At 69.9% G+C, this 24,903-nt stretch carries 16 protein-coding genes and 5 pseudogenes; 12 read left to right on the plus strand and 9 right to left on the minus strand.

Features of this window, described 5'->3' with window-relative positions:
* Positions 1-78: 78 nt before the first annotated feature.
* Both IG90_RS0136550 and IG90_RS0136555 read left to right on the plus strand, forming a co-directional pair.
* The gene (locus IG90_RS0136550) at positions 79-1,377 is read left to right on the plus strand and encodes a sensor histidine kinase (protein ID WP_033895010.1); all 1,299 of its coding nucleotides are present in this window, start codon (positions 79-81) and stop codon (positions 1,375-1,377) included.
* A 2-nt stretch (positions 1,378-1,379) separates the two neighbouring features.
* Positions 1,380-2,063 (plus strand): response regulator, encoded by a 684-nt coding sequence (locus IG90_RS0136555; protein WP_411572664.1) that lies wholly within the window; start codon positions 1,380-1,382, stop codon positions 2,061-2,063.
* 12 nt (positions 2,064-2,075) lie between these two features.
* Here the strand turns inward: IG90_RS0136555 and IG90_RS47225 are convergent.
* A pseudogene (locus tag IG90_RS47225) lies at positions 2,076-2,313 on the minus strand (IS982 family transposase); the annotation flags it as partial.
* Between the two features lie 280 nt (positions 2,314-2,593).
* Here IG90_RS47225 and IG90_RS44545 point away from each other — a divergent pair.
* On the plus strand, positions 2,594-2,779 hold the full coding sequence (locus IG90_RS44545; RefSeq protein WP_030594717.1) for a transposase: 186 nt from the start codon (positions 2,594-2,596) through the stop codon (positions 2,777-2,779).
* Here IG90_RS44545 and IG90_RS40185 read toward each other — a convergent pair.
* Positions 2,736-3,283, minus strand: a pseudogene (locus IG90_RS40185) (hypothetical protein). The gene IG90_RS44545 and the pseudogene IG90_RS40185 overlap by 44 nt on opposite strands.
* Positions 3,284-3,500: 217 nt before the next feature.
* Between IG90_RS40185 and IG90_RS0136570 the strand changes: the two are divergent.
* The 4 genes and pseudogenes from IG90_RS0136570 to thrS all read left to right on the plus strand — a co-directional run bounded on the left by IG90_RS0136570 (position 3,501) and on the right by thrS (position 10,003).
* On the plus strand, positions 3,501-4,133 hold the full coding sequence (locus IG90_RS0136570; RefSeq protein WP_030594720.1) for an RNA polymerase sigma factor: 633 nt from the start codon (positions 3,501-3,503) through the stop codon (positions 4,131-4,133).
* Complete coding sequence (locus tag IG90_RS0136575) at positions 4,126-5,103, plus strand: CU044_5270 family protein (protein WP_030594723.1); 978 nt, start codon at positions 4,126-4,128, stop codon at positions 5,101-5,103. Before IG90_RS0136570 ends, IG90_RS0136575 begins: the two co-directional genes overlap by 8 nt.
* 436 nt (positions 5,104-5,539) lie before the next feature.
* Positions 5,540-8,588 (plus strand): annotated as a pseudogene (locus IG90_RS40190) (Tn3 family transposase).
* 188 nt (positions 8,589-8,776) lie between these two features.
* Positions 8,777-10,003 carry a threonine--tRNA ligase gene (gene thrS / locus IG90_RS0136590; RefSeq protein WP_030594730.1) on the plus strand — a complete coding sequence of 409 codons (1,227 nt, stop codon included), beginning with the start codon at positions 8,777-8,779 and terminating at the stop codon, positions 10,001-10,003.
* A gap of 12 nt (positions 10,004-10,015) precedes the next feature.
* On the opposite strand, the gene IG90_RS0136595 is transcribed toward thrS, so the two are convergent.
* From IG90_RS0136595 to IG90_RS0136615, 3 genes are all read right to left on the minus strand, one after another.
* Positions 10,016-10,990, minus strand: a complete 975-nt coding sequence (locus tag IG90_RS0136595) for a tyrosine-type recombinase/integrase (protein ID WP_030594733.1) — start codon at positions 10,988-10,990, stop codon at positions 10,016-10,018.
* Positions 10,991-11,892: 902 nt separating this feature from the next.
* Positions 11,893-12,324 (minus strand): Ig-like domain-containing protein, encoded by a 432-nt coding sequence (locus IG90_RS0136610; RefSeq protein ID WP_078585537.1) that lies wholly within the window; start codon positions 12,322-12,324, stop codon positions 11,893-11,895.
* A 242-nt stretch (positions 12,325-12,566) separates the two neighbouring features.
* Positions 12,567-13,586: an IPT/TIG domain-containing protein gene (locus tag IG90_RS0136615; protein ID WP_078585538.1), complete on the minus strand. Its 1,020-nt coding sequence runs from the start codon at positions 13,584-13,586 to the stop codon at positions 12,567-12,569.
* A 1,558-nt stretch (positions 13,587-15,144) separates the two neighbouring features.
* Here IG90_RS0136615 and IG90_RS0136625 point away from each other — a divergent pair.
* The 4 genes from IG90_RS0136625 (at position 15,145) to IG90_RS0136640 (ending at position 19,968) form a co-directional block, all read left to right on the plus strand.
* Complete coding sequence (locus IG90_RS0136625; protein ID WP_030594746.1) at positions 15,145-15,891, plus strand: IPT/TIG domain-containing protein; 747 nt, start codon at positions 15,145-15,147, stop codon at positions 15,889-15,891.
* Between the two features lie 1,046 nt (positions 15,892-16,937).
* The gene (locus tag IG90_RS0136630; protein WP_030594749.1) at positions 16,938-18,050 is read left to right on the plus strand and encodes a bifunctional DNA primase/polymerase; all 1,113 of its coding nucleotides are present in this window, start codon (positions 16,938-16,940) and stop codon (positions 18,048-18,050) included.
* Positions 18,047-19,570, plus strand: coding sequence for a DNA primase family protein (locus tag IG90_RS0136635; RefSeq protein ID WP_030594751.1), 1,524 nt, complete (start codon positions 18,047-18,049; stop codon positions 19,568-19,570). Before IG90_RS0136630 ends, IG90_RS0136635 begins: the two co-directional genes overlap by 4 nt.
* Positions 19,567-19,968, plus strand: coding sequence for a DUF6009 family protein (locus IG90_RS0136640; protein ID WP_030594754.1), 402 nt, complete (start codon positions 19,567-19,569; stop codon positions 19,966-19,968). The genes IG90_RS0136635 and IG90_RS0136640 overlap by 4 nt, the downstream gene beginning before the upstream one ends.
* Positions 19,969-20,279: 311 nt before the next feature.
* On the opposite strand, the gene IG90_RS0136645 is transcribed toward IG90_RS0136640, so the two are convergent.
* Together IG90_RS0136645 and IG90_RS46460 are read right to left on the minus strand one after the other, a co-directional pair.
* Complete coding sequence (locus tag IG90_RS0136645; RefSeq protein ID WP_030594757.1) at positions 20,280-20,981, minus strand: hypothetical protein; 702 nt, start codon at positions 20,979-20,981, stop codon at positions 20,280-20,282.
* A 343-nt stretch (positions 20,982-21,324) separates the two neighbouring features.
* A pseudogene (locus IG90_RS46460) lies at positions 21,325-21,611 on the minus strand (HNH endonuclease); the annotation flags it as partial.
* Positions 21,612-21,757: 146 nt separating this feature from the next.
* Between IG90_RS46460 and IG90_RS43015 the strand changes: the two are divergent.
* Positions 21,758-21,952, plus strand: a complete 195-nt coding sequence (locus IG90_RS43015; protein ID WP_078585539.1) for a hypothetical protein — start codon at positions 21,758-21,760, stop codon at positions 21,950-21,952.
* Between the two features lie 376 nt (positions 21,953-22,328).
* On the opposite strand, the pseudogene lexA reads toward IG90_RS43015, so the two are convergent.
* Positions 22,329-23,015, minus strand: a pseudogene (gene lexA / locus IG90_RS40200) (transcriptional repressor LexA).
* A 624-nt stretch (positions 23,016-23,639) separates the two neighbouring features.
* Positions 23,640-24,903: DUF2637 domain-containing protein (locus IG90_RS46465; RefSeq protein ID WP_245170751.1), on the minus strand; the 1,264-nt coding region annotated here is incomplete at its 5' end.

Raw genomic sequence — 24,903 nt, forward strand, 5'->3', positions numbered from 1 at the left:
GAGAAGTAGGCCTCTGGGACAACGCACTGGCCGGACAGGCGGACGCGGACCGGGCGGAGAGCGCAGCACAATGCGCGGATGGAGACGGAAGACCGGCGCAGTCGGCATCGGCAGCTCATCGACGCGCTACGCCCGGAGGCGAAGGCCGCCCCGCTGTCCCGGCGAGCGGTGCGCATCGATGTGGTGCTGGCGGTCGTACTGACCGTCACTGCCCTGTTCATGGCGGTGCGCTATCCCGGCGACGGGCCGGTGAACAGCAGCCCCCCTGCGGTGGACGTCGGGACCGGGGTCCCGGCCCCGCCCCTGCCACCCGACCCTGGTCAGGTGCCCGTGGAGGAAGAACCATCCTCCGTGCCCTGGGCCCTGGTCGTCCTGTCGACGCTGCCACTGGCAGCCCGGCGCCGGTATCCGCTGACCTTGTTCGTGGTGGTGCTGGGCGCAGCACTGGCCATCGGCAGCTCCGCCTCCTGGATCACCGTCCTGGCCTGTGTCATGGGCGCCTACAGCGCCGTCGTATACAGCCGCTATCGGATAACGGCGATCGCCGTCCTGGTGATCGCCGCCGCGCTGTCCGGCTTCGCTTTCCGCCACGCGGAACCCGTGCTCCCCGGATGGTCCAGCCCGGGATTCCTGCTCCTGGTGGCAGGGATGCTGGCCAGCCTCGTCCGTTTCCTGCAACTGCGGCTGGCGTCCAGCCGGGACCGGGTCACAGAACTGCAGGCCGCTCAGGAGGAGGCCACGCGTCGCGCTGTCGAGGAGGAGCGTGCCCGCATTGCCGCCGAACTGCACGACGTCGTGACCCACAATGTGAGCGTGATGGTGATCCAGGCCGGCGCGGCCCGCAAAGTGATGGACATGGCGCCCAAGCAGTCCAAGGAGGCACTGCTGGCCGTCGAAGCGGGCGGTCGGGCCGCCATGGCCGAACTCCGCCACGTGATGGGCCTGCTGGCCGCTCCGGACCACGAGAGGCCCGACAGCCTGGAGCCCCAGCCCGGGCTCGCACAGCTCGACGCGCTCGTCACACGAGTACGCGCCGCCGGTACGCCCGTGAACGTCGGGGTGTCGCTGCCGCCGGCTCCGCTGCCACCGGGGGTGGACCTCGCGGCGTACCGCGTCGTACAAGAGGCGCTGACCAACACGATCAAACATGCGCGCGGCGCGCAGGCGTCCGTCGCGATCGGCTACACCGACGCCTGTCTGGAGATCGAGATCACGGACACCGGTGGTGCCAAGGATTCCCCGCCGGTGCAGAGCAACGGCCGTGGTCACATGGGGCTGCGCGAGCGGTTGGCCGTCTACAAGGGCGAGCTGACGGCCGGACCGACGCCGACCGGCGGCTACCGGGTGACGGCCCGCATCCCGCGGAGCACCGTATGAATATGGGCCAGCCGCCGCTGCGCGCCGTCATCGCCGATGACCAAGCCCTCGTACGCACCGGTTTCAAGATGATCTTGGCCGCGGACGGCATCGAAGTGACGGCCGAGGCCGCCGACGGGGCCGAGGCTGTCGCAGCGGTTCGCCGTACGCGGCCCGACGTCGTCCTCATGGACATCCGGATGCCGGAGATGGACGGCATCGAGGCCACCAGGCGCATCATCGGCGACGCCGGCACGGCCGGAACGCGGGTCATCATCCTCACCACATACGACCTCGACCACTACGTCTACGCCGCACTCACGGCCGGCGCCAGCGGCTTCCTGCTCAAGGACGTCAGCCCCGAACATCTGGTCTCCGCTCTACGCCTGGTGCAGACCGGCGACGCTCTCCTCGCACCCACGATCACCCGTCGGCTGATCGAGCGCTTCGCCCCTCACGACGAACCGCAGACCATCCCCCCGCACCGCGATCTGTCCGGCCTGACCCCACGCGAGCTCGAGGTGCTCCGCCTACTCGCGACGGGCCTCAGTAATGCCGAACTCGCCTCTCGGCTGTTCCTCAGCCCGACCACGGTCAAGAGCCACGTCGGCCGCATCCTGTCGAAGCTGGACCTGCGCGACCGTGTCCAGGCCGTCGTCTTCGCCTACGAGACGGGGCTGATCGCCCCGGGCGAGGTGCCTAGATGATTGATTCCAAGGTCAGTGGCCGTAGCCGGTCAGTGACCGGATGGCTGATTGGTCGGTGTGGTGGTTGTTCCAGACCGCGGTGGCTAGAGCGAGGAGTCGTTGCACGACGCGGACGGCTACCCCGGCAGCGTCTGGTTGACGGACTCGATCAGCCGCCGCCGCGGCTTGAACAGCGCCGCGCCAGCCGTTCGGGTTGGCCCTTGCGGGCCGGCCGCAGCAGCCGGACGCCCAGGCCAGCGAGTGGAAGTTCGGTGTGGTCCTCGACACGGACCGGCCAACTGCCCTCAGTACCGCAGCGGCCTTCGGTCGCGGCAGGTTTTCCGGCGTCGCAGCGAATCACCAGATGTGCGTCAGCCGTGATGCCGTCACCCTCCAGGGCGCATTCCGAGGCGCGACGTCGACGCCCGCCAACTGACCGACGCTCACCACCGGCTGGAACTCGTCTGGGCCGACGGCGGATACCCCGGCAGCTTCGTCGAGCACTGCCTGGCCTCGCACTGGTCCTGGCGATCGTCAAGCGCAGCGACGACATGCGCGGATTCGTGGTGCTGTTCAAGCGGTGGATCGTCGAGCGTCTCTTCGCGCACCTGATGCGAAGCCGCCGCCTGGCGCTCGACTTCGAACGCCGCACCAGCAGCGCCGAGGCGATGGTCTACTGGTCGAGGACCATGGTCATGACCCGCCGCCTGACCCGCTCACGCCCCGCGCGAGCGTGAACCGGCCCGTCGCCGGCTCGGCCGGCCAGCCCCGCGAGACCAGGCGTTTCGCCTTCGACCGCAGCCCCTCCACCTTGGCCGGCACCACGTCCATACCGAAGGAGGAAGCCATCTCCTGGCAGGTCAGGGGCCCTTGACCGAGACGGATCCGATCCGCGAGCGCGGCCAGGATGCGCTGATAGTCCGCCGACAGTGCCGTCCAGGCCAGCCCCTCGCGCCACACCGGAACCTGCGACTTCGCCTTCTCCGCCACGGGCGGTGACGCCTGCACCTCGGCTTCCGTCCCGGCACCGCCCGGTCGTCCGGCGGCCACCGCGACGGCTGAATCGCCGCCCGGCGCTGACAGCACCGCACCCACCGCTCGCGGGCAATCGTCCACTCCAGCCGCTCCTGCTCGGCCATCGCGAGCTCGGCCTGGATGCGGTCGACTTCCTCGCGCAGCCCGTCCACACGACGACGGGCGGCAAGCTCGTGCTGTTCCAGCAGTCCGACAACCGACGGCATTCGCGACCTCCACGGGAGCGACGAAACGACGATCCATCACTCCCACACCGACGCCGCCTCTACCCCTGACCAGCGAAAACACAGTCGTCAGACTCGGAAGGACAACAGCCTCTGCCCTGTTGCTGAGGGGACTGAGGGAACCGCTTCGACGCGATGGGCGAAGGACAGGCGAAAGCCCAAGTATTCGAGCATCGTCCCTTGGACGAGAGGAGCCCCGATGGCCGTCGGACCAGGCGTCTGCATCGGCACCGCGCGTGCCGATGCGGAGAGCGACGCCTCAGTGATCGCGCGGTCACGGGATGAGCCCGAGGCGTTTGCCGCGCTCTTCGACCGGCACGCCGACGCCGTACACCGCTACGCGGCCCGCCGCCTCGGCGGCGAGGTCGCCGATGACCTCATGGCGGAGACCTTCACCACCGCATTCCAGCAGCGGCATCGCTACGATCCGGCCCGCGGCACGGGCGCCGACGCCCGGCCCTGGCTTTTCGGCATAGCGACCAACCTGGTCGGCCGGCATCGGCGGGCCGAGGCCCGCCGGTTCAAGGCCATGGCCCGGGTCCCGGCCCTCACCGACCACGACGAGCCGCTGGCCGACCGGGCCGCGGACCGGGTGATGGCGCGGGACGTACGCCGCGAGCTGGCTGCGGCGCTGGCCGCGCTGCCCGCTCGGCACCGGGACGTGCTGCTGCTGGTCGCCTGGGGTGATCTCAGCTACGAGGAGACGGCCCAGGCGCTCGGCATCCCCGTGGGCACGGTCAGATCGCGGCTCCACCGGGCTCGCAGCAAGCTACGCGAAGCATTGGGCGGATCAAACCCGACGGCACGGCGAGAGGTATCCGACCATGAATGACGAACTCGAACTCCTGAGGGAGTGGGACGCGGGCACGACCCCGCTCACCGGCCGGGCCCGGGCCCGGGCCCGGCACCAGCTGCTCAACGCGATGGCCCACGCGGACGAGCGCACCGGCACCGCCACCGGCCTCGGTCGCCGCCATGCACTGCGCTTCGCGGCAGTCGCGGTGGTCGCCACGGCGGTCACGGGGACGGCGGTGCTGATCGGCACGGACGGCTCCGGCGAGGGCGGCGCACCAAACACGAGCACCCCGCGGTTGGAGTACGCCGCCGCCACGGTGCTGAACGGGGCGGCGACGTGGGAGCGGGAGCAGGAGAAGGAGCCGGTGGCGCCGCGCGACGACCAGTTCATCTACTCGAAGCGGATCATCAAGGAAACGGAGCAGAAGACCGGCAAGGTCCAGACCTACACCGACGAGATGTGGGACTCGGTGGGCGTCTCCAAGCTCTCCCTGTCCATGGAACTGGGCCGCGAGATGTGGGAGGAGCCCGGGGGAAAGGGCAGCGGGATATGGCCACCCCGGAAGTGGAGCGAGCTGAAGAAGCTGCCCCAGGATCCTGAAGAGCTCGTCTTGGCCATCCTCTCCTCCGGCTCCCGCCCCGACGGCCGGTCGATCAGCGATCTCGACGAACTCAATCAGTACGAGGCCTACTGGCTGCTCGGCGAGCTTCTGAAGAACCCGGTACTGCCCCGGGGACTGCGCCCCGCGGCGTACGAGGCGCTGGCCCATGTGCCCGGCGTCAAGACGATCCCGGGAGTGAAGGACTCCGCAGGGCGGACCGGGGTGGGGATCGCCCATACCGGGCGCGGGTCCTACAAGAGCAAGTACCTGATCTTCGACCCGGTGTCGTACGAGTTCCTGGGCTTCCGCGACGAACGGACCTCTGCTTCCGGGAAGGAGACATACGCCCAGCTGTCGCACGTTGTGGACTGGGGGATCGTCGACCGGGTGAGGCAGCGACCGTAGGCCCCTGTCCCGCGGCCGGGACCCGCAGGGCCGTCGGCACCGGCAGTTGGTCGCCGGCGGCCCCGAGGTTGTCTCCGGGAGGTCAGTGGGGATGCCGCAGCCGAGGGCCTTGCCGCACGGCGTTGCGGACGAACTGCCTCTCGGCGTCGGTGCTGACTACGGGCTTCGTTGCTCTGTGAACAGTGCCCGAGGGCGTTGCGCTGCACGGGCATGTTGAAGATGATCCGACCATGGAACCGAATGCTCCGAAGTCGGCGCTCGGCCCAGGTGACGTTCCCGAGCGGATCGAGGCTGACGGCCTGGTGTTGGGGGTTGAGGAACATCGGAACGAAAACCGGCGCTAAGCCCCTGGAGGGCTTCAGAGAGCTTTGACCTGGGGTTCAGCGGGGGCGGAGCCTACGGCAGTCGTGTTGATCACTGACTGTGGAGGTCCGGGGTGCCGGTCGAGTTTCTGACGGATGAGCAAGCCGCGAAGTATGCGGCGTACGACGGGGCGCCGTCACGTACGGAGTCGGAGCGGTTCTTCTTCCTGGACGACACGGACCGGGCGTTGATCGAGCCGAAGCGGCGGGCCCACAACCGGCTCGGTTTCGCGGTGCAGATGACCACGGTGCGGTTCCTTGGGGTGTTCCTGGACGATCCGACAGACGTGCCGGCGGAGGTGGTCGATTACCTCGCCGAGCAGTTGGGCGTCGCGGACGCGTCGGCGTTGAAGGCGTACGGCGAGCGGGAGAACACCCGGCTCGATCACGTCCGTGAGCTACGGCGGGTTTGGAGTACACGGAGTTCACCGAGGCGGAGGCGGAGCTGCGGGCGTGGGTGGATGCGCGGGCCTGGACGACCGGGGAGGGCCCGAAGGCGCTGTTCGATGCGGCGGTGGGGTGGCTGCGTGAGCGGCGGGTGCTGCTGCCCGGGGTGACGACGCTGGCCCGGTTGGTGGCCTCGGTGCGGGAGATGGCGAACCAGCGGCTGTGGGACAGCCTCCACGGGTTGTTGAGCACTGGTCAGCGTGCGGTGCTGGACTCTCTGCTGGCGGTGCCGCCGGGGGCTCGGGTATCGGAGCTGGACCGGCTGCGCCGGGGTCCGGTGCGGATCTCCGGGCCGCAGATGAAGTGGGCGTTGGAGCGGGCGGAGGAGATCGCGGCCTTCGGGATGGGCGAGGTGGACGTGTCGGGGATACCGCCGCGGCGTCTGGCGGAGCTGTCGCGGTACGGGGTCGACGGTAAAGCGTCGCTGCTGCGGCGGCACGGTGATTCCCGGCGCCTGGCCACGTTGCTGGCCACTGCGGTCTACCTGACGTCCCGGGCGGTCGATGACGCCTTGGACCTGCTGGAGGTACTGATCGCGACGAAGCTGCTGGCCAGGGCGGAGCGAGAGACGGCGAAGGAGAAGCTGAAGACCCTGCCGCGAGTGGAGAGGGCGTCGGCGAAGCTGGCCGCCGCGTTTCAGATCGTGTTCGACACCACCAGCGAGCAGGTCGACACCGACACCGGGGAGATCAGCCCGCCCGAGGTGGAGACGCTGGAGGCGATGTGGGAGCGGATCGAGCGGGTGGTGCCCCGGCACGAGCTGGCCGCGGCGATCGCCTCGCTGTTCGAGCTGACTCCGCCGCTCGACTCGGACGCGGACGAAGCATGGCGGGCCCAGCTGGTCACCCGGTTCGGCACCGTGCGGCCGTTCCTGAAGCTCCTGGTCACGGTGGTCGACTTCGGCGCCACACCGGAGGGCCTGCCGGTCCTGAAGGCGTTGAAATCGCTGCCGGACCTGATGGGGCGCAAGAAGGTCGGCCCGGTGGAGATCGACACCGGCCTGCTCATCGGGTCGTGGCGGCGTCTGGTGCTCTCCGCGCCACACCTGGAGCCGGGCACGGTCGACTGGAAGGCGTACGCGTTCTGCGTGCTGGAGCATCTGCACCGGATGCTGCGGAGCAAGCAGGTATTCGCGAAGAACTCCTCCAAGTGGGGCGACCTCCGCGCGAAGCTGCTGGACGGTGACGCATGGGAGCAGGCCAAGCCAACCGTTCTCGCCTCGCTCAACCTGCCCGCCGAGGCGGGTGAGCACCTGGCGGCGCAGGCCGCGCTGCTGGACGGGACCTACCGCGAGGTCGCCGCGCGGGTGCCGGCGAACTCACAGATCGTGTTCGACGACGACGGCCGCCTGCACTTCGCCGCCCTGGAGCCGAACCCACCTCCCTGCGCGTGCTGCGGGAGGCAGTGGAGGCGATGCTGCCCCGGGTCGACCTGCCGGAGGCTCTGCTGGAGGTGTTCTCGTGGACCGGCGCCGACCAGGCGTTCACCTCGGTCACCGGCGGCGAGGCCCGGCTGAAGGACCTGCACGTGACGATCGCCGCGCTCCTGGTCGCGCACAGCTGCAATGTCGGCTACACCCCGGTCATCGGGGCCGCGGACGCGCTGAAGTACGGGCGCCTCTCCCATGTCGACCAGACGTATCTGCGGCTGGCGACCTACCGGGCCGCGAATGCCACACTGATCGACTACCAGGCAGCCATCCCGCTCGCGCAGGCATGGGGCGGCGGCCTGGTCGCCTCCGTGGACGGCATGCGGTTTGTTGTCCCCGTGCCGTCGGTGTACGCGCGGCCGAACCCGAAGTACTTCGGGCGCCGGGGCGGGGCGACCTGGCTGAACATGATCAACGACCAGGCGGCGGGGCTGGGCGGGAAGGTGGTGGCCGGCACCCCACGCGATTCCCTGTATGTGCTGGACGTCCTCTACGACCGCGACGGCGGCAAGCGCCCGGAGATGATCGTCACGGACACCGCGAGCTACAGCGACATTGTCTTCGGCCTGCTCACCCTGGCGGGATTCGCGTACGCACCGCAGCTCGCTGACCTGCCGGACCAGAAGATGTGGTGCATCGACCGCACCGCCGACTACGGCGCCTTCCAGGACGCGGCCCGTGGCCGGGTAGACCTCGCCAGGATCGAACGGCACTGGGAGGACATTCTGCGGATCATCGGCTCCATCCACACCAGCGCCGTGCGCGCGTACGACGTCATCCGCATGCTGTCGCGCGACGGCCGCCCCACCCCGCTCGGCGACGCCATCGCGCACTACGGGCGGATCTCCAAGTCCCTCCACATCCTGCGCCTGGCCGACGAGCCCGGCTACCGGCGGCAGATCAAGAGCCAGGCGAACCTCCAGGAGGGCCGCCACTCCCTCGCCCGGAAGATCTTCCACGGCAAGCAGGGACAGCTCTACCAGCGCTACCAGGACGGCATGGAGGACCAGATCGGTGCCCTGGGACTGGTCCTCAACGCGCTCGTGCTGTTCAACACCCGCTACATGGACGCCGCGGTCAACCAGCTGCGGGCGGACGGCTTCGAGGTCCACGACGAGGACGTGGCCCGCCTCTCACCGTTTGTACGGCATCACATCAACATGCTCGGACGGTATTCCTTCCAACTGCCTGATCTGCCCGGCGGTCTGCGACCCCTGCGTGACCCGGGCACTCCTGACGAGGAATGACCGTGTGGACATCGCTGCGTCCTGCTAACGTCTGCGACATGAAGCGCGCTGCTATGACGACGACGCCGGAGAGTGTCCCGGCGCGCTGACAGATGATCTGATCCGAAGCCCCGGGGCAAGTGCCCCGGGGCTTCGGCGTAGGCCCGGTCACTTGCTCCGCAACCAGCAAGGAGACCGCGATGACCACCGTGCACGACCATCGCAAGCTCGGCCGTGAACTGGGCCTGTTCGACACCGATCCGCTGATCGGCGCCGGCCTGCCGTACTGGCTGCCCGACGGCGCGGCCGTGAGGCACACCCTGGAGGAGTACATCCGTGCCGCCGAGCGGCGGGCGGGCTACCAGCACGTGTACTCACCGGTACTCGGAAAGCGGGAGCTGTACGAGATTTCGGGGCACTGGGCGCACTACAGCGACGACATGTTCCCCCCGATGGACCTCGGCGGAGAGCAGGTCGTCCTGCGGCCGAGCCTGTGCCCCCATCACGCGGTGATCTACCGCTCCCGCTCCCACAGTTACCGCGAACTGCCCCTGCGGATGGCCGAACTGGGCGGCATGTACCGCTCCGAACTCTCGGGCGTGCTCGGCGGACTGACCCGCGTGCGGGCCATCCAGCTCAATGACGCACACATCTTCTGCACCCTGGACCAGGTCGCCGAGGAGGCGCAGGCGGCGCTGGAGATGATCCGCCAGGCGTACGAGGCGCTCGGCATCACCCCGACCCGTTACCGGCTCTCCCTCCCGGGCCCTGGCGGCAAGTACGTTGCCGCACCTGAGAAGTGGCAACGGTCCACCGCCCTGCTGACCGACGTCCTCGACCGCTCTGGTCTGCCCTATGAGGCGGCCGAGGGAGAGGCCGCGTTCTACGGCCCCAAGATCGATGTCCAGGTCACCGACGGCGCCGGCCGGGAGTCCACCCTGTCCACCGTCCAGGTCGACTTCCACCAGCCCGAGCAGTTCGACCTGCACTACATCGGCGCGGACGGCGCCAAACACCGCCCGATCATGGTCCACCGCAGCATCATCGGCAGCGTGGAGCGAGCCGTCGCCCATCTCATCGAACAGCACGGCGGTGCTTTCCCCGCCTGGCTCGCCCCCACTCAGCTGGTCATTCTCCCGATCTCCGACACCGAACTGCCGAACGCCGCAGCCCTCGCCCAACGCTGCACCCGTCTGGGACTGCGTGCCCAGATCGCGGGACCGGACCGCGGCAGCCTGGGCGCCCGAATCCGAGAGGCCCGCCTGGTTCCCTACCAAGCCGTCATCGGCGCCAAGGAGGCCGCTGACGATCACGTCGCACTGCGCTTGCGTGACGGACGCCGACTCGACCCGCAGCCGGTCAGTGACGCACTCACCCACATCAGCGCTCTCATCGGGGCCCACAGCACCGACCTGTGGGCCGACCCCACCCCATAGCAGGCGTCGCGATCAGCGCCTGCTGTCGCCCGGCGCGAGGAGACTGGTGATCTCCGCGATGGCGTCGGGCGAGGGCTTGAAGTAGCGGCGGACGTTCTCCGGCTTCTTGTGCCTCGACTTGGCCATCAGCATCAGCAGGCTGGCCCCGGCCTCGCCCAGGTGGGTGAGGCCGGAGTGGCGGTATTCGTGCAGGTCCCAGCCCGTGCCCGGTCCGCGCACGGCGGTGTGCTCGTCGAGAAGGGCACGGGCCTGTCCGTACGACAGCCGGGCCAGCCCGGTGTCCGGGCACACGTCACGCGGGCTGACGACCTTGCCCGGCCCCGGGCGGCGGTGGGTGACGAACACCGGTCCGCGCGTGCGGCCCTTCAACAGCCGGGGCAGCAGCCTGGCGGTGCCGGCGTCCCAGTACACCGTCTCCAGCACGAAGTCCTCGCGTGCCTGGCCCCGGCGGCGGGCCTTGCTCCGCGCGCCCTTCGCCTTGACCGGGCAGCGACGCCCGGCGAAGTCCAGGTCCTCGATGTTCACACCGAGGATCTCCTCCGCACGGCCAGCGGTCTCGTACAGCATCCGCCACAAAGTCTTCTCCCGCAGGTGCACCTCGCGCCGCGCGACCAGCCGGTCGATCGCCATCTTCGAGCGGGCCGGGGTCTCGGAGTCCGGCACCGATAGCCGCTTCGCCCAGACCGGGACCATCGGCCCCTCGTAGCCGCGCTCACGGCACCAGCCGAGCCAGGACAGCACCCCCGCCCGGCGGGAGTTCCAGGTGTTCACCGACGCAGTGCCCCAGAGCAGTTCCAGAGCCTCGCCGATCTCCTCGTCCGCGACGGACGCCAGCGGCCGGGCCTCGCCGAGCCGTTCGGCGGTCTTGCCCACCCCGATCCCGTAATTGCGGACCGTATTCGGGTTGCCGAGCGAGTCGAGGAAGACGTCCGCCGCCGCACGGACGGTCAACGCCTTCCCGGCCGACAGTTGTACGACTGTGGGCACCGCTTCCCCCTTGCCGCAGATAACAGGGCCGCTTCACGCAGCGGCCGGAGAACGTCACCGCAGGCGACGAATCACGCTACCGCAGATATTGGGGTGTTATCCGTGGGACGACTTCATACGGGTCCGGCCCCGCTGCTCCGTCAGTGGGCCACCAGGGCGGACAGATCCTTAGCGCCGGTTTTCGTTCCGATGTTCCTCAACCCCCGTGTTGCGCCGCTGGGAGACTGATGATCTCGACCCGGTGCCGAATTCAGCGACCACGAACCAGGTGTTTTGAATGCTGCCGCAAGTCAGCTACGCCCTGCTGATTGACGCCGGCTGGATGCCAGTAGCCCCAGTCCGAACAGAAACAAGAGTGGCCCCCGACCCGTACGCGGACAACGCCACCGCCCCCGCAGCATCGGTCGGCCGGACAGCCCTGAAACCGGACAGGAACGCCCCCCCCCGCCGAAGAGCGCGGGGCCCCAGGAACCGATGGCCTACAACTCTTGCTCGATCAACCAGAAGACGAGTCCAACCGAGCCGGAGCACGTCGCCCCGGAGCACGTCGCCGCGGACACCTGACTCACGCCGTGCGATCCAGCTGCTGGGGCGCGGCCGCCTCAGGCGTGATGGTGGCCAGCCCGGCCCGTTCGGCGGCGAGCCGGTGCAGGGCCCGTGCCCCGGAGGCGTCGCTGGGGCGCACCTACTGCTGGGCGGCCGCTTTGGGGAACCGCGACAACACGGTCAGGGACTCGACGCGGACAGCGTCGTGCAGCAGACTCACCCTCGCGGCCTTGACATGATCAACAGCGTCTCGACAACGCACATGATCACACCAAGGCCGCACTGCTGTCGCATCAGCCCTTGCAGGGCAGCGGGCACTCAACTCGGTTGCGTGGAAAGGTCGTTAAGAAACAAGCTCAGCCGAGGATCACGTTGTTGGTGATGTCCCCCGTGACGAAGCCGATCAGGCTGCCGCAGGTGAGCAGGCACAGGCCAGGCCACCCGGGGGAAGGCGGGGGTGTGGACGACGAGACCTGCACTGCCGCGGTGCTGTGGGACGCGTCGCACCCGTCGTTGCCGTTGTAGGCGGCGGTGATGGTGTGCTGGCCGACCGTGGTGAACGACGCGGTGCGCGTCGCCTGCCCGTTCGCCGCCACCGGCACGGTGCCCAGAAGGTCCCCGCCGTCGAAGAAGGACACGCCCAGACCACCGCTGGGGTCGGAGTCACAGCTGACGGTGGCGGTGAGCTGGACAGGACTGCCGACGGTGGTCGAAGCCGGCAAGGCGACGACACTGGTGGAGGAAGGGGCGGCGGCGGCTGAGGTGGCCGTGCCCAGAACGACCGCCATCGCCGCTGAGGTGACGGCCCATCCGCTATGAGTAAGCCTGCGCCTCATTCGTGACTCCTATGGGTTCGGTGGAGCTGCCAAGCCGATGCCGCCCACGCTATGCCGCCTTCGACGCGTCCGCCGGGCGAGCGTCCGAGGGGATGCGCCACCTGGGCTAGCCGCAGTGAGCGGTCGTGTGAAGGGTCCCTCCCACACCGTCGGTGACAGTGGCCGGCGACTCGGCCGGCGAAGGCGCGAGGCGCTCAGATCGAGGGCGCCGGGATGCGGTGGAAGGTGACCGCGGCGGACGTCCCCCCGACCGCCGTCACCCGAATCGCGGCGGGCCCGGCGGGTCCCGGCGGTACGACCGCCGTCAGCTGGGCATCCGACAGCACGGTGAAGCCCGTCGCGACACCGTCCACCCTGACGTCAGTCGCGGTGGCCAGTCCTGTGCCCGCCAGCGTCACGATCGTGACGCCCGAGGCGGGCCCACTGGAGGGGAGGACACCACTCAGCGTGGGAGGGCTCACATACGCATAGGCCAAGGCGTTGCTCGTGCCCCCCGGCGTCGTCACGGTCACGGCGACCTGCCCGGAACCCGGTGGGGGCGTGGCGGTGATCTCGGTGGAGGACACGACGGTGAAGCTCGCGGACTGGGCCCCGAACCGTACGTCGGTGGCGTTCAGCAGGCCGGAACCCGTCAGCGCGACCCCCTGGTTCCCGGTGGAGGGGCCGGCACTGGGGGAGACCGCGAGGAGAACGGGGACGGGGGCGTAGAAGAAGTACGACTCGGGGGCGGCGGCGCTCGTGCCCGCGGGCGTCGTCACGGTGACCGGTACGGAGCCCGCGGGCCCAGGCGGTGACACCGCGGTGATCTGCGTCGAGGAGACGAGGGTGAAGGAGGGCGCGCTGACGGATCCGAAGCGGACCTGGGTGGCGCCGGAGAGGTGGGTGCCCGTCACGGTGACGACGGTGCCGCCGTTCGTGGAGCCGCTGCGCGGCGAGACGCCGGTCACCGTCGGAGCGGCCGAGGTGTAGGTGAACAGCACAGTGGCGTTGCTGGTCCCGCTGGGCGAGGTCACCGTCACCGGCACCGCGCCCGTACTCCCGGCAGGGGTGACCGCGGTGATCCGCGTGGAGGAGTTGACGGTGTGGGCGACCGCGTTGGTGGGCCCGAAGCGTACCGCGGTGGCGCCTGTCAGGCCGGTGCCGGTGATGACTACGGTGGTGCCGCCTGACACCGGTCCCTGCGCGGGGTTGACAGAGCTGACTACGGGCGCCATGGGGTCTCCGTAAGTTGTTGGGTGGGCGAGGGACGCCCGGACGGAAGCGGCCCTCGCCGCCTCGCGGAGGGGGGATCCGGCGGGGTCCTGGCCTTGTCAGGGGATGGGGCGGCTGAGCACGTCGGATTCCGGAGCCGGGTGCCGGACCCGGGCGGGGGCCGCCCCGCCCGTCCGGCCGGCGGAGCGGTCCGCCCGGCGTCGGCGGAGGCGTGACGCCGCCAGCGGACGGGGAGCCTTCGCCGCCGCCCGGGCAGGCGCCGGGCGGACGAGGGCAGCGTCCTCGCCCTCCCGATCCAGGTGCCGATGGGCGGCGCGGGACGCTTCCGCGCGGAGGTCGGCGAGGCACCCCGCCCCCCCCCGCCGTTCGGACGGGGCGGGGGCGACGCGCGGTTCGGCGTCGGCAGCGACCCACACCGGCCGGTGGTCCACAAGACCGCTCACGCCGGGACACCCGAACGGGCCAAGGGGGGCGCCGGGGGCGCGCCCCCGCTGTGTGCCGACCCCAGCCGGTGCCACAGGTGCGACACCGGCTGGGTGTCCCCTTCCCCGAAGGTGCCCATCGTGACCCCGTCGGTGCCGACGCTGCCTGCGCGGGAGCAGCTACGACCACACCGGTATCACTCTCCGGGAGAACGGACTTGTCCAACGGTTGGACGCTTCCCAGTGACACAGGTGCAGGGCGATGCCACAAGGAGCAGAGCGAATCGTCCCTCGGTTGGAGGGGCGCACCTCCGCGCATTGTCGGTAGATCCCATCCACTCCTCCGTGTCGGTCCGTGCCCCTCGATGGCCGGATCCCCGGTCCTGTCACGCGCCGGGCAGCGGGGCGTCCCCTCGTCGGGTGGCTTCCCGGGCCGCTGGCGGCGGGGGCGTGTGGTGGCGGGGGCGTGGTCGCGGCGCCCAGGGCTGCGGTATGGGCGCCCGGGTACCCGCGCCGCGGGCGCGGCGCTGCCCGGGCGCCGCGCCCGCACTGGTGTGCACTGGTGTGGGGTCGGCGCTCCCCCGCGGGTCGACGTGGTCAGGCTAGGCCGGCCTGCGCCCCCGCCGCCGCGTGTGCGGCCGTCTCGCCGCGATGCCGTCGAGGCGGCAGTCGTGTGGCCGGGAGCGCAGACGCGGGGCCCCGATCGCGGTGTGTCCAGGGCGAGGACGCGTGAGGGCTGCGTTGTCATCCGCTCTTCCGGCGGCGGGAGCGGCGTCCTGCTCCCGGCGGGCCGACTGCTCCGTTCGAGTGGTCGGGCGTGAGAGGGGCTTGTCCCTCGTATGGCCGTGTGGGTCACTGATGGCACATCGGCGGGCCGCCCATCCCGAGCCGAGGCAGGTGCACAGAGGCAGCGCTGGCCGGTCCTCCTCGCCTTCCGGGCGAGACGTTCCAGCGGTCCGTGTCGCACGCCGGGCCCGGGCGTACTGCCGCACGCTTCCCTGTCTCGTCAGTCCCGGCCGTGTACCGATCGCCATTCCTTGACACGGCGCCGACCCGCGTCTTCCGGCGGCTGCCGGCGGGTCGGGCCGTGCTGCACGCCGGTCCATCGCATGTCACATCGAGAAAGAGGAGCCTTGCCATGCCTATCTCCCCGAACCAGGGTTCGACCGGCGGTGGAACGCTGGTCGCCATCACGGGAACGAATCTGACCGACACCACCAATGTGACGTTCGGCAGCAAACCGGCGACCAGCATCACGCAGGTCTCCCCGACCGAGGTGACGGCGGTGTCCCCTTCGGGGGCCGGCACCGTGGGCGTCACCGTCACGACACCGGGCGGGACCAGCAACCCGGTGCCGTTCTTCTACGTGGGTGCGCCGTTCAAGTCGTCTCTGGGCGCTACCTCCGGGCCGCTGGCCGGGGGCAACATCATCACCATCAACGGCACCGGCCTGTCGACGGCCACCAGCGTCTCCTTCGGAGGTGTGACGGCCACCCCGACCGTGAACTCCGACAGCTCCCTGAGCGTCACCGTTCCCGCCGGAGCGGGAGTGGGCCCCGTCCCGGTGACGGTCACCACCACCGGCGGCAGCAACAACGGCCTCACCTACACCTACGTCGACGCCCCCGCGATCGGCACGCTCACTCCGACCTCCGGACCTGCATCCGGCGGAACGGCGGTGACCATCACCGGTACCAACCTCGACACCACGGACTCGGTCACCTTCGGCGGCGCGCCGGCACCGTTCGCGGTGATCGACCAGACCACCCTGTCGGCGGTCACGCCGCCCGGTACGGTCGGAGCCGTCGACGTGGTGGTGACCAACCCCGCCGGATCGGACACCGAGGTGGGCGCCTTCACCTACGTCGCCGGCCCCGGTATCTGACGGACCGGCTCCCCCGGCGCGTCGCCGGCCCCGTCCGGAGTGCCCGGCTCCTACGCCGGGGACGGGGCCGGGCACTCCGCGGACACACACGACGGCTCCTGGACCGAAACGGCACAGAGGCCGGCACCATCCCTGTGCGGCGGCCGGCTGGGCGTCGACGCTCACCGGAGGGCGCGCCCGGCCGTGGGGGCCGCCCTCAGCCGCCGGCTCTGGAGGACGCCCCCTGACGGGCGTTCGGGAAACCGGGCGGTTCCCGGCACGGAAGCGACAGCCGCCCGGCTGGTCCGTCGGAGGCCGCCCGCCGTCGGCCTCCGTACCCGTTGACAGCATCGCCGCAGGCCCGGCGGGGGAGGACCGCGCGGCCGGGTCGTCGGCAAGGCGGCCGGCCACCAGGTTGCGCAGATCCTCGCCGGGCCGGCCCGGTTCGGGCTCCTCCTGCGCGGCCTTCGTACGGCAGCGCGGCGCAGGAGTCACCCGCGAGGAGCGACCCGCCGGTCGCGGCGTACGCCGGCGGGGCGCCGGCCGGTGCCTTCGGGGAGGGACATGAGCCTGGCTCATGTCCCTCCCCGCGGTCGGCTGGGCCCCGCCCACCGCCCGCGCGGGTCACAGGGCCGGTCCAGGGTGTGGCGGGCAGGCGGTCCAGGGCATGGCGGGCAGGCGGCAGCGACTGAAGCCCAGCGACCGAGCTGCCTTTCGGTCGCTGGGTAAAACCGCAGTTCAGACGCTGTTTGGCTGGAGAAAAGCGACTGAAGCGACTCAAGGTTCGGGTATATGAGCTGCAATGTGCGTGCGTGTGCGCGTCATATATAGGGGTCTTGAGTCGCTTCAGTCGCTGATCCTGTTGTCAGACGCCTGTGACCTGCGGTGATTCCTCAGCGGCCGGGCAGCTACCGAAGCCCGTTCAGTCGCTGCGGGCAGGCTTCGGTAGCTGAGTGCCGACGGCAACTGACACGAGGCAGGTGCCTCGGCGATATGCGGGCTTCGTGCCGTGCTTTCGCTAGCCTGATTCCGTCGTTGGGTCGCTTCAGTCGCTGTAGGGGAGTCATATGCCGGCTGACCTGCGGTACTCAGGCAGCGACTCAGGCGACCCCGTCGCCGCGCGTCCCGTCGCCGAGTCGCTCACCATCGCCCGCTGGTGTGCCGCTCAGGGCTGGCCGGTCCACCCCCTGGCTCCGGGCAGGAAGACACCGGCGGCCAACTGCCCCGCCTGCCGCCGGCCCGGCCACGACCGCTGCCAGTGCTCCTGCCGGGCCGCGGGACGCTGGTGCCACGGCTTCCACGCCGCCACCCTGAGCATGGACCGCATCAGTCAGTGGTGGGGCACCACACCGCGACTCGGCGTCGCAGTGGCCTGCGGCCCGGCTAACCTGGTCGTCATCGACATCGACGCCCATCCCACCGTCCCCCCTCCACGGGACCGTCTCCTGCCCGGCATCCCGATCGCGGACGGTGTCGACGTCTCCGCCATGACGACCGGCTTCCACAGCCTGGCCGTCCTGGCAGCGCTCCGCGGCCAGGCGAACCCGGCAGAGGACACCACGACCCTGCGCGTACGCACCCCCTCCGGGGGGCTGCACATCTGGTACCGGGCCGCGGACGGCCGCCGCTGGCGGTGCTCCACCGGGACGAGCACCACCCGGGGTCTCGCCTGGCAGGTCGACGTCCGCGCCCACGGCGGCTACATCATCGCCCCCGGCACCACCACCGAGGCCGGGGCCTACACACCTGTGGGAGCGAGCCGCACCCCCGTACCGCTGCCCGCCTGGCTCGCTCAGGAGCTGGAACGCACCCGCCATCTGCCCGCAGCCCGTGTTCCCGCCCCCCGCCGGGTGCCGCCCCGCGCCCGGCAGGCCGTCATCGCCGCGGGCGGCGGCGGACACGACCAGGCCACCCGTGCTCTCACCACCGTGCTCGCGGAAGTCGCCGCCTGCGCCACGGCCCCCGAGAACACCGGCTTCTCCGAGAAGCTCAACCGGGCCGCCTACACCGCCGGCGGCCTCGTCGCGGCCGGGCACCTGACCCGGCAGGAGGCAGAGCGCGTCCTCACCGAAGCCGCACGCACGGCCCGTCCTGGCCAGGAACGGCGCTGCCAGCAGATCATCCGCAGCGGTCTCACCGCAGGCACCCGCCGCCCCCTGCAGCTCAGGAGCCGTCCGTGAACACTCCGACCGGCGGCGGCAACGACTTCCTCCTCGGCTTCGACGCGCACGCCGTCGCAGCGCAGATCCTCTCCACCGGCAGGCCGTCCGTACCTGCGCAGAAGCACAGCGGCACGACCGCGGCCCCCGGGCACGCCTCTCCGGACGGCCTGCTCCCCGACACCCTCACCGACCGCGGCAACGCCAAGCTCTTCGTCCGCCTCTACGCCCCCGACTTCCGCTACGTCCCGGGCCTCGGCTGGTACCGGTGGGACACCACCCGCTGGCAGATGGACGAGGACGACACCGTGCTGTGGGCCGCCGGCGACCTCGGCGAGAACATCGCCACCACCGACCCCCGCGGCGTCCACACCCCCGAGGCCCTGAAGAAGCACCGCCGCCGCGCCCTGAGCACCTCAGGTATCAACGCCATGCTCACCCAGGCCAGATCAGCCCCCGGCATGGTCCTCAACGCCGCCCTCCTGGACGCCGACCCCTACGCCCTGTGCACCCCCGCCGGCATCGTCGACCTCCGCACCGGCCTCATCCGCACCCCGAACCCCGACGGGGACTTCCACTCCCGCTCGACCGCCACCGGGCCCGCCCCCATGGACACCCCGCGGTGGAACCGCTTCCTGGCCGACACCTTCGGCGACGACACCGAGGGAACCCAGATGACCAGCTTCCTCCAGCTGCTCCTCGGGTACTCCATCACCGGCGACGTCGGCGGCCAGGTCATGTCCTTTCTCTTCGGCGCCGGCAAGAACGGCAAGTCCGTACTCCTCGACGTCCTGATGAGGCTCCTCGGCGACTACGCCGACGCCGCCCCGCCGGGCTTCCTCATGGCCCGCCCCTACGAAGGCCACCCCACCGACCTCGCCGAACTCCACGGCCGCCGCGTCATCGTCTGCTCCGAGGTCAAGCCCGGCGACAAGTTCGACGAAGCCCGCGTCAAGCTCCTCACGGGCGGCGACCGCATCAAGGCCCGCCGCATGCGCCAGGACTTCTTCAGCTTCCGGCCCACCCACAAGCTCTGGCTGCTGGGAAACCACCGCCCCGAGGTCGGCACCGGCGGCTTCGCCTTCTGGCGGCGTATGCGCCTGATCCCCTTCGAGCGCACCGTCTCCGACGACCGCAAGATCGACAACCTCGCCGACATCCTCGTCGCCGAGGAAGGCTCCGGCATCCTCAACTGGCTCGTCGACGGCGCTGGCCGCTACCTCGGCGGCGAGAAGGACCTCACCGGCCCCGACAAGGTCCGCATCGCCACCACCGCCTACGCCGAGACCGAAGACCACACCGGGCGCTTCTTCGACGAAGCCTGCATCCTGAATCGGGATCACCGCGCCGAACAGGCCCGCCTGTACGCCGCCTACCGATCCTGGTGTCATGGCGAAGGCGTACCTCCCATCTCCAGCCGAGCCTTCGCCGCCCGCGCCCGCGAACTCGTCGGGCTTTCCTCCCCCAAAGAGATGATCCTGTCGAACTCGCGAAAGTACTACCATGGGATCAGACTGCTCGCCGACGAGGAGATGGCATGAGCGCCCTGATCAGCGACGACGAGCTCAAGCACGAATCCAGGCTCGTCTGGCTCGAGGACGTCCAGGAGCTCGACTACGTCCGCCAGAGCCTGGACCGGCTGCCCACCCGCGGCGGCAAACCCGCCTACCACCGCGACGGACGCATGGTCGGCTACGCCGTCCTCGGACCCCAAGCCCGCGCATCCCGCGCCTCAGACACCTTCCGGCGCCGCGTCTTCTGGCTGCTGCCGCATGACCGGGACGCCGAACCCGAAGGCCTCTACGCCACCGGAGCGCCCGCGGAGGCAGTCGACCCCCGGACCGTGACCGCCGGCAGCAAGGGATGCAAGACCGAACGCTCAGAGGGCGGCCCGCCCTCCCCCGCCATGCGGGAGCTGGGGATAACGCTTCCGCTGTAGTCGAAACCTCCCTCGAGTCCGAAGCGCAGCCCTCCGACCGGACCGCCGGGCATGGACCACCCACCGCTGGCACACCCGACCCCACCGCCGCCCTTGAAACGCCGACGTTGACACGCTCCTGGGGTGTCGGCCACGCGGCAGCCCCCGGGGGCGTACCGTGCGGGACGTGGTCAGCGGGGGGTCAGCACGACAACTGCGCAGCACGGCAGGAGTGGTCACCGGAAGACGCGGTGGCATGCTGGACGATGGTGGACGCGACCGGGACCTGGTGGCGAACAAAGCCCGGCCCCATCCGGCTCGGCGGTGGAGGCTCAGTTGTCGCGTGTTGACGTGGTGCGCAGCGGTAGACCTGCGTTGACTCGCCGCTTCAGCTCGTGGAAGTCATCGAAACCGTCCACACAGGTGATTTCGTTGCCGTCTTCGTCTTCGTCGTCGTACACGTCCAGTAGATCGCGGTCGAAATGCTCCAGCATGCGGGGGTCGTCGACATCGATCACGGCCGGTCGGGTCGCGATCTCAAGGCGCGGCTCACCGATCACCGCGTTGGCGATGAGCGCGCCACCGATGGTGAAGTGATGTTCTTCGCCATAGAAGAGCTGGGCGTGAACGTCGCCACCGATGTGGGCGCCACAGTCGTTGTAATCACCGATGAGCCGATCGGTGCTCAGGTCGCCGTGGACCTCGAGCCAGCCCGCGGTCACGATGTCGCGTGCCCGCATGCTGCCGGTCACCAGCGAGAACGACTCGGGATGGTCGTCATCGCCATACGTCCCGTCGACAACCAGATCGCCGAGCACAACCAAGAGCCAGACGTGCTCCTGCGTCAGGTCGAGGTCGCCGGGTATGTGCAGGTCGCCATCGACAAACCCGATATCGGCGGTGTAGCCCTCGATCTCGTCGAGCGCCGCAGTTACACGCTTGATCATGTAGTCGTTGTGGGACAGGCCGATTGCCGTGATGACCTCGGCTCGGGAGACCTGATTCTTCTTGTAGCTACGCACGTTGGCAATCATGGCCAGGGCACTACCTTCGTGTAATTGGCGTCGAGTTCCGTCGAAGTGCATCTGTCGGATGGCGAGCCGCTGAGCTGGCCTCTTCGAAGCCGCACCGGCATGGTAAACGCCCTCACTGACACGACCGCTCTGGCCCGACCCCCCGCGGCGAAATGCCGTAGCGCAACAGGTACTTCTACCGACACCACCGATCTGGAGGCATCACCGGACCTGTAGTAACAGTCACATTCCGTAGCAGCCGCCCCGCCTCACCATGACCTGGCCAAAACGCCCAACCGCCTCTACTCGCGCGGGTTGTCAGTACGGCGGATCACAACAGGGAGGACTCCGCTCCGGGGCACAACTACGGGGCAGGGGTGTAGCGGACGATGGTGTCCTCGCACGGCCCCTCCGCGTACACCTTCAGCGCTTCGAGCTCGCGGTCATCGGCGGTGCGCTGCCGGCGGAGCTTGGTCGACACCCACTCCCCCACATACCGGCACTGTGCCTCCGGGGACGGTGGCATCCAGTCGGCCGGGTCCTGGTCACTAGCCGGTTGCTGCGCGCGGTCACCGCGACGAGGGAGACGTCCGCGCCCTGGTCGTTCGCGTACGCCTCCCGCCGCGCCGCCGTCCAGCCGGAGGCTCCGGCTCTGTCACCAGTACGGCCGGACGCACGGCGTCCCCGCGGAGCTATGTGACAGAGACAGGAGCCGCGCCTCCTCGCCTGCGCGTGCCCCGGTGCCAGGACGAGCTGCTCGGGTCGCGCCATGTGAGGCTGCGTCGTAGACAAGGAACATGAGCGATGAGAGTGCGTCCTGGCATCCCGGTGAGATCGTGCCCGCCAGCGGGATCTACGCGTGCGACTGCGGCGGGGAACACCACTGGAGCACGGACGTGAAGGGGCATCGTTTCCCACCACTGCCCTCTGGCTGTTCCGGCCAGTCCTGGACACTGCAGAATCCGGCGCACCCCGAGAACTCCCTCGGCTGACGCCAGAAGGTCGTGCTAGCGGCGGATCTACGCGGAGGCCACCAGGTACGCGGACCGAAGGCCCTGCGTCACCATCAACCGCTGAGCAGCAAATTTCAGTAACACCCCTGTTGCTCTGGCTTGATCCGGTGCATCGTTGGTCCTGCGGGATCCCCCGTTTCCCGCACCCGTCGGGCCCTGCCCACGCTGTGATGCCAGCAGGCCCGTCGCCCCTCCCGGCCCTCCCCACGGGAGGGGATCCGACAGAAACCCGCCCCCTGTTGCCCCGGCCGGCCACTTGAGCAGCCGCCGGCCACATACTCGGCCCGTACCAGTCACGGCCGGGTGCGCGCCCGCACGGCGGCCAGGGCAGGCAGGCCCGGGTCCAGGCCGCGGATCACACGGCCCGGAGCACGGCGACGACCTTGCCGAGGATCGTCGCGTTCTCGCCGGAGATCGGCTCGAATGCCGGGTTGTGCGGTGTCAGCCAGACATGGTCGCCCTCGTAGCGGAAACGTTTGACGGTGGCTTCGCCGTCCAGGAGCGCGGCGACGATGTCGCCGTGATCGGCTGAGGACGTCTTCCTGACAGCAACGATGTCACCATCGCAGATGGCCGCGTCGATCATGCTGTCGCCGACCACCGTGAGTGCGAAGATCTGTCCCTCCCCGACCAGCTGGCGGGGCAGCGCGTACACGTCCTCGACTTCTTCTTCGGCGAGGATCGGCGCGCCGGCGGCAATCCTCCCAACCAAGGGGACGTCCACTGAGGAGGAGGTGGAGGGGGACGCCTTCTCGTCGAGCATCTCGGTCCAGCAGGCTGCGAACGCGGTAGGCCCGCGGCCGGTGTGGGTCGCGGTAGAGGAAGCCCTTGCGTTCCAGCGACGTCAGCTGGTGGGACACCGACGAGGTGCTCTTGAGTTTGACCGCCCGGCCGATCTCCCGCATCGAGGGCGGTAGCCCTGCCGTCCGACCTCGCGCTCGATGAAGGCGATGATCTCCGCCTGCCGGTCGGTCAGCCCCACTCGGTTGGCCTTGGTCCCGGACGGCCCGCCTGCCCTGCCCTTCGCCTCGACAGCGTGCATCTGGCGCTCCCCCCTGACGGGATCTTGCTATTGGGGACAGTAACCCGCCAACCAGGCGCATAGGGAACACTGTTGCGATTCCCGGCATAAGCGGAGACCGGCTCGTGACCTGCTGTGGTGAGTTCCAACGACCACCGTGGTGAGTAGCAGGGGGGCCATCCCTGACACCGGTGAGTCGGAATGGAACTCACCACCGCAGGGTTCAGGACCGGGCCGAGTCCGAACCCGGGGGCGTGGTGAGTGGCGGTGACGTCTTGCCGGTCTTCCAACGAGCCGGGCCAACCGATTCCAAGGTCCGGCATCCGCAGCGTCTCAGCCGCCCCGACCCGGCCCTCGCGTCGGCGAGCGGGCCGTTCCTGTCTGGTACCTCCCCCGGGCGAAGCTGGGGCGACCAGACGAGTGCGAGTTGGAAAATCGCAGGTCAGCTCGTTCCAACACGTGTTCCGGGCGCTACCGCGGCCTGCTGGCACCGCTTCGCACCACGGGCTCTGAGTACGGCCGGGGCGGCATCACAAGGAAGTGGTGAGTACCTCCGGGGGTGCCACTCACCAAGGGGTACGGGCTTCTCCCCCGCTGGCCGGACGCCCTGGATTCCTCCCGGGCACCGGTTGGAAGACGAGGTGCTCAACCGGCTGGGGCAGCCTGTCGCTCGGCGCGCTTGATGTCTCCCAGGTACTTGCGCACCGTTCCAACGGTGTAGTCCGTGCCTTCGGCGAGCTGCGGGGCGAGCGAGTTGGCCGACCTGGAACGCTTCTCGGCGGGCAGCTCCCGGTAGCGGGCCGCCACCAGCTCCGCCCCTGTGAGCGGCGACGGCTCCTGCACCGGTGTCTTGTCCTGCTCGTCGTCGCGGTCGTCGGGGGGCGACGCCTGGTTGGGCTCCTCGTCATCGGGAATCCGCATCTGCACGACGCGGCGCCCCTCCCCTGTCCGGTCCGCCGTCGCTCCGCTGGACGCCGCAGCTGCTACTGGAGCGGGGCTGGAATGGGAATGTTCGTCTTCGAGTGCAGCGTCGCCGGACGCTCTGTTCCAGGGTTCCGAGTTTTCCAGCCTGTCCTGCGCGCCCCCGTCGGCCGGTGCCTTCGGGCCAGCGTCGAACCAGGCGCTGGCCCCGCCCCGCGGTCCCGGCAGCTCCTCGGCATCGGCCTCCGGGCCAGGGTTTGACAGCTCTGGTTCGGATCCGGTGGAGCTTCCTTCTCCACTCGTCGGATCCTGGCCCTGGCGGATGAACCTCGCGTTGTGCTCGCTCCAGAGCTCGTCGAGTACGCGGTCCAGCAGCGTCCCGGACAGCGGCCCGCGGGTCGAGGGGTCGGTGATGTCGTACTGAGCGAGGAAGAGCCCGAACTGCTCGGCGTCGGGGAAGTGCCCGTTCTGGGCCACGTAACCCTCGGTAGCCGCCAGGTAGTCCACGCCCGGGAGCACCAGCTCCGGCCTCGTCGGCGCGGCTTCCTGGACGGTGTTGGCGAGGTCGGTCGCCGACACCTCGCGCCCGGCCCCGGCGGGTCGCCCAGCTTCGGCATCCCGCTCCCCCGTCCGCTGATGTCCGATGGCCGGCGCAGGTGTCTCGCCCTCGGCTTCGTTCCGGCCGGCCGTGGCGAGGATCGGCTCTTCGATGCCGGCGGCGGCGAGTCCGGCCGGGGCGGTCTCGGCGAGCGGCACGCCGTACTTCGCCAGCCGCAGGGGCATCATCGACTCGACCGGGGCCTTGCGCCGCCAGTTGCGGCCGAAGCGGGCCTGGAGCCGGGCCTGGTAGATCAGCCGGTCCTGTTCGAGCTTGATGACCTGTTCGTAGCTGCGCAGCTCCCACAGCTTCATCCGCCGCCACAGCTTGAACGTGGGGACGGGGGAGAGCAGCCACCGGGTGAGGCGGACGCCCTCCATGTGCTTGTCG

Source organism: Streptomyces anulatus, assembly GCF_000721175.1.
Classification (GTDB): domain Bacteria; phylum Actinomycetota; class Actinomycetes; order Streptomycetales; family Streptomycetaceae; genus Streptomyces; species Streptomyces anulatus_C.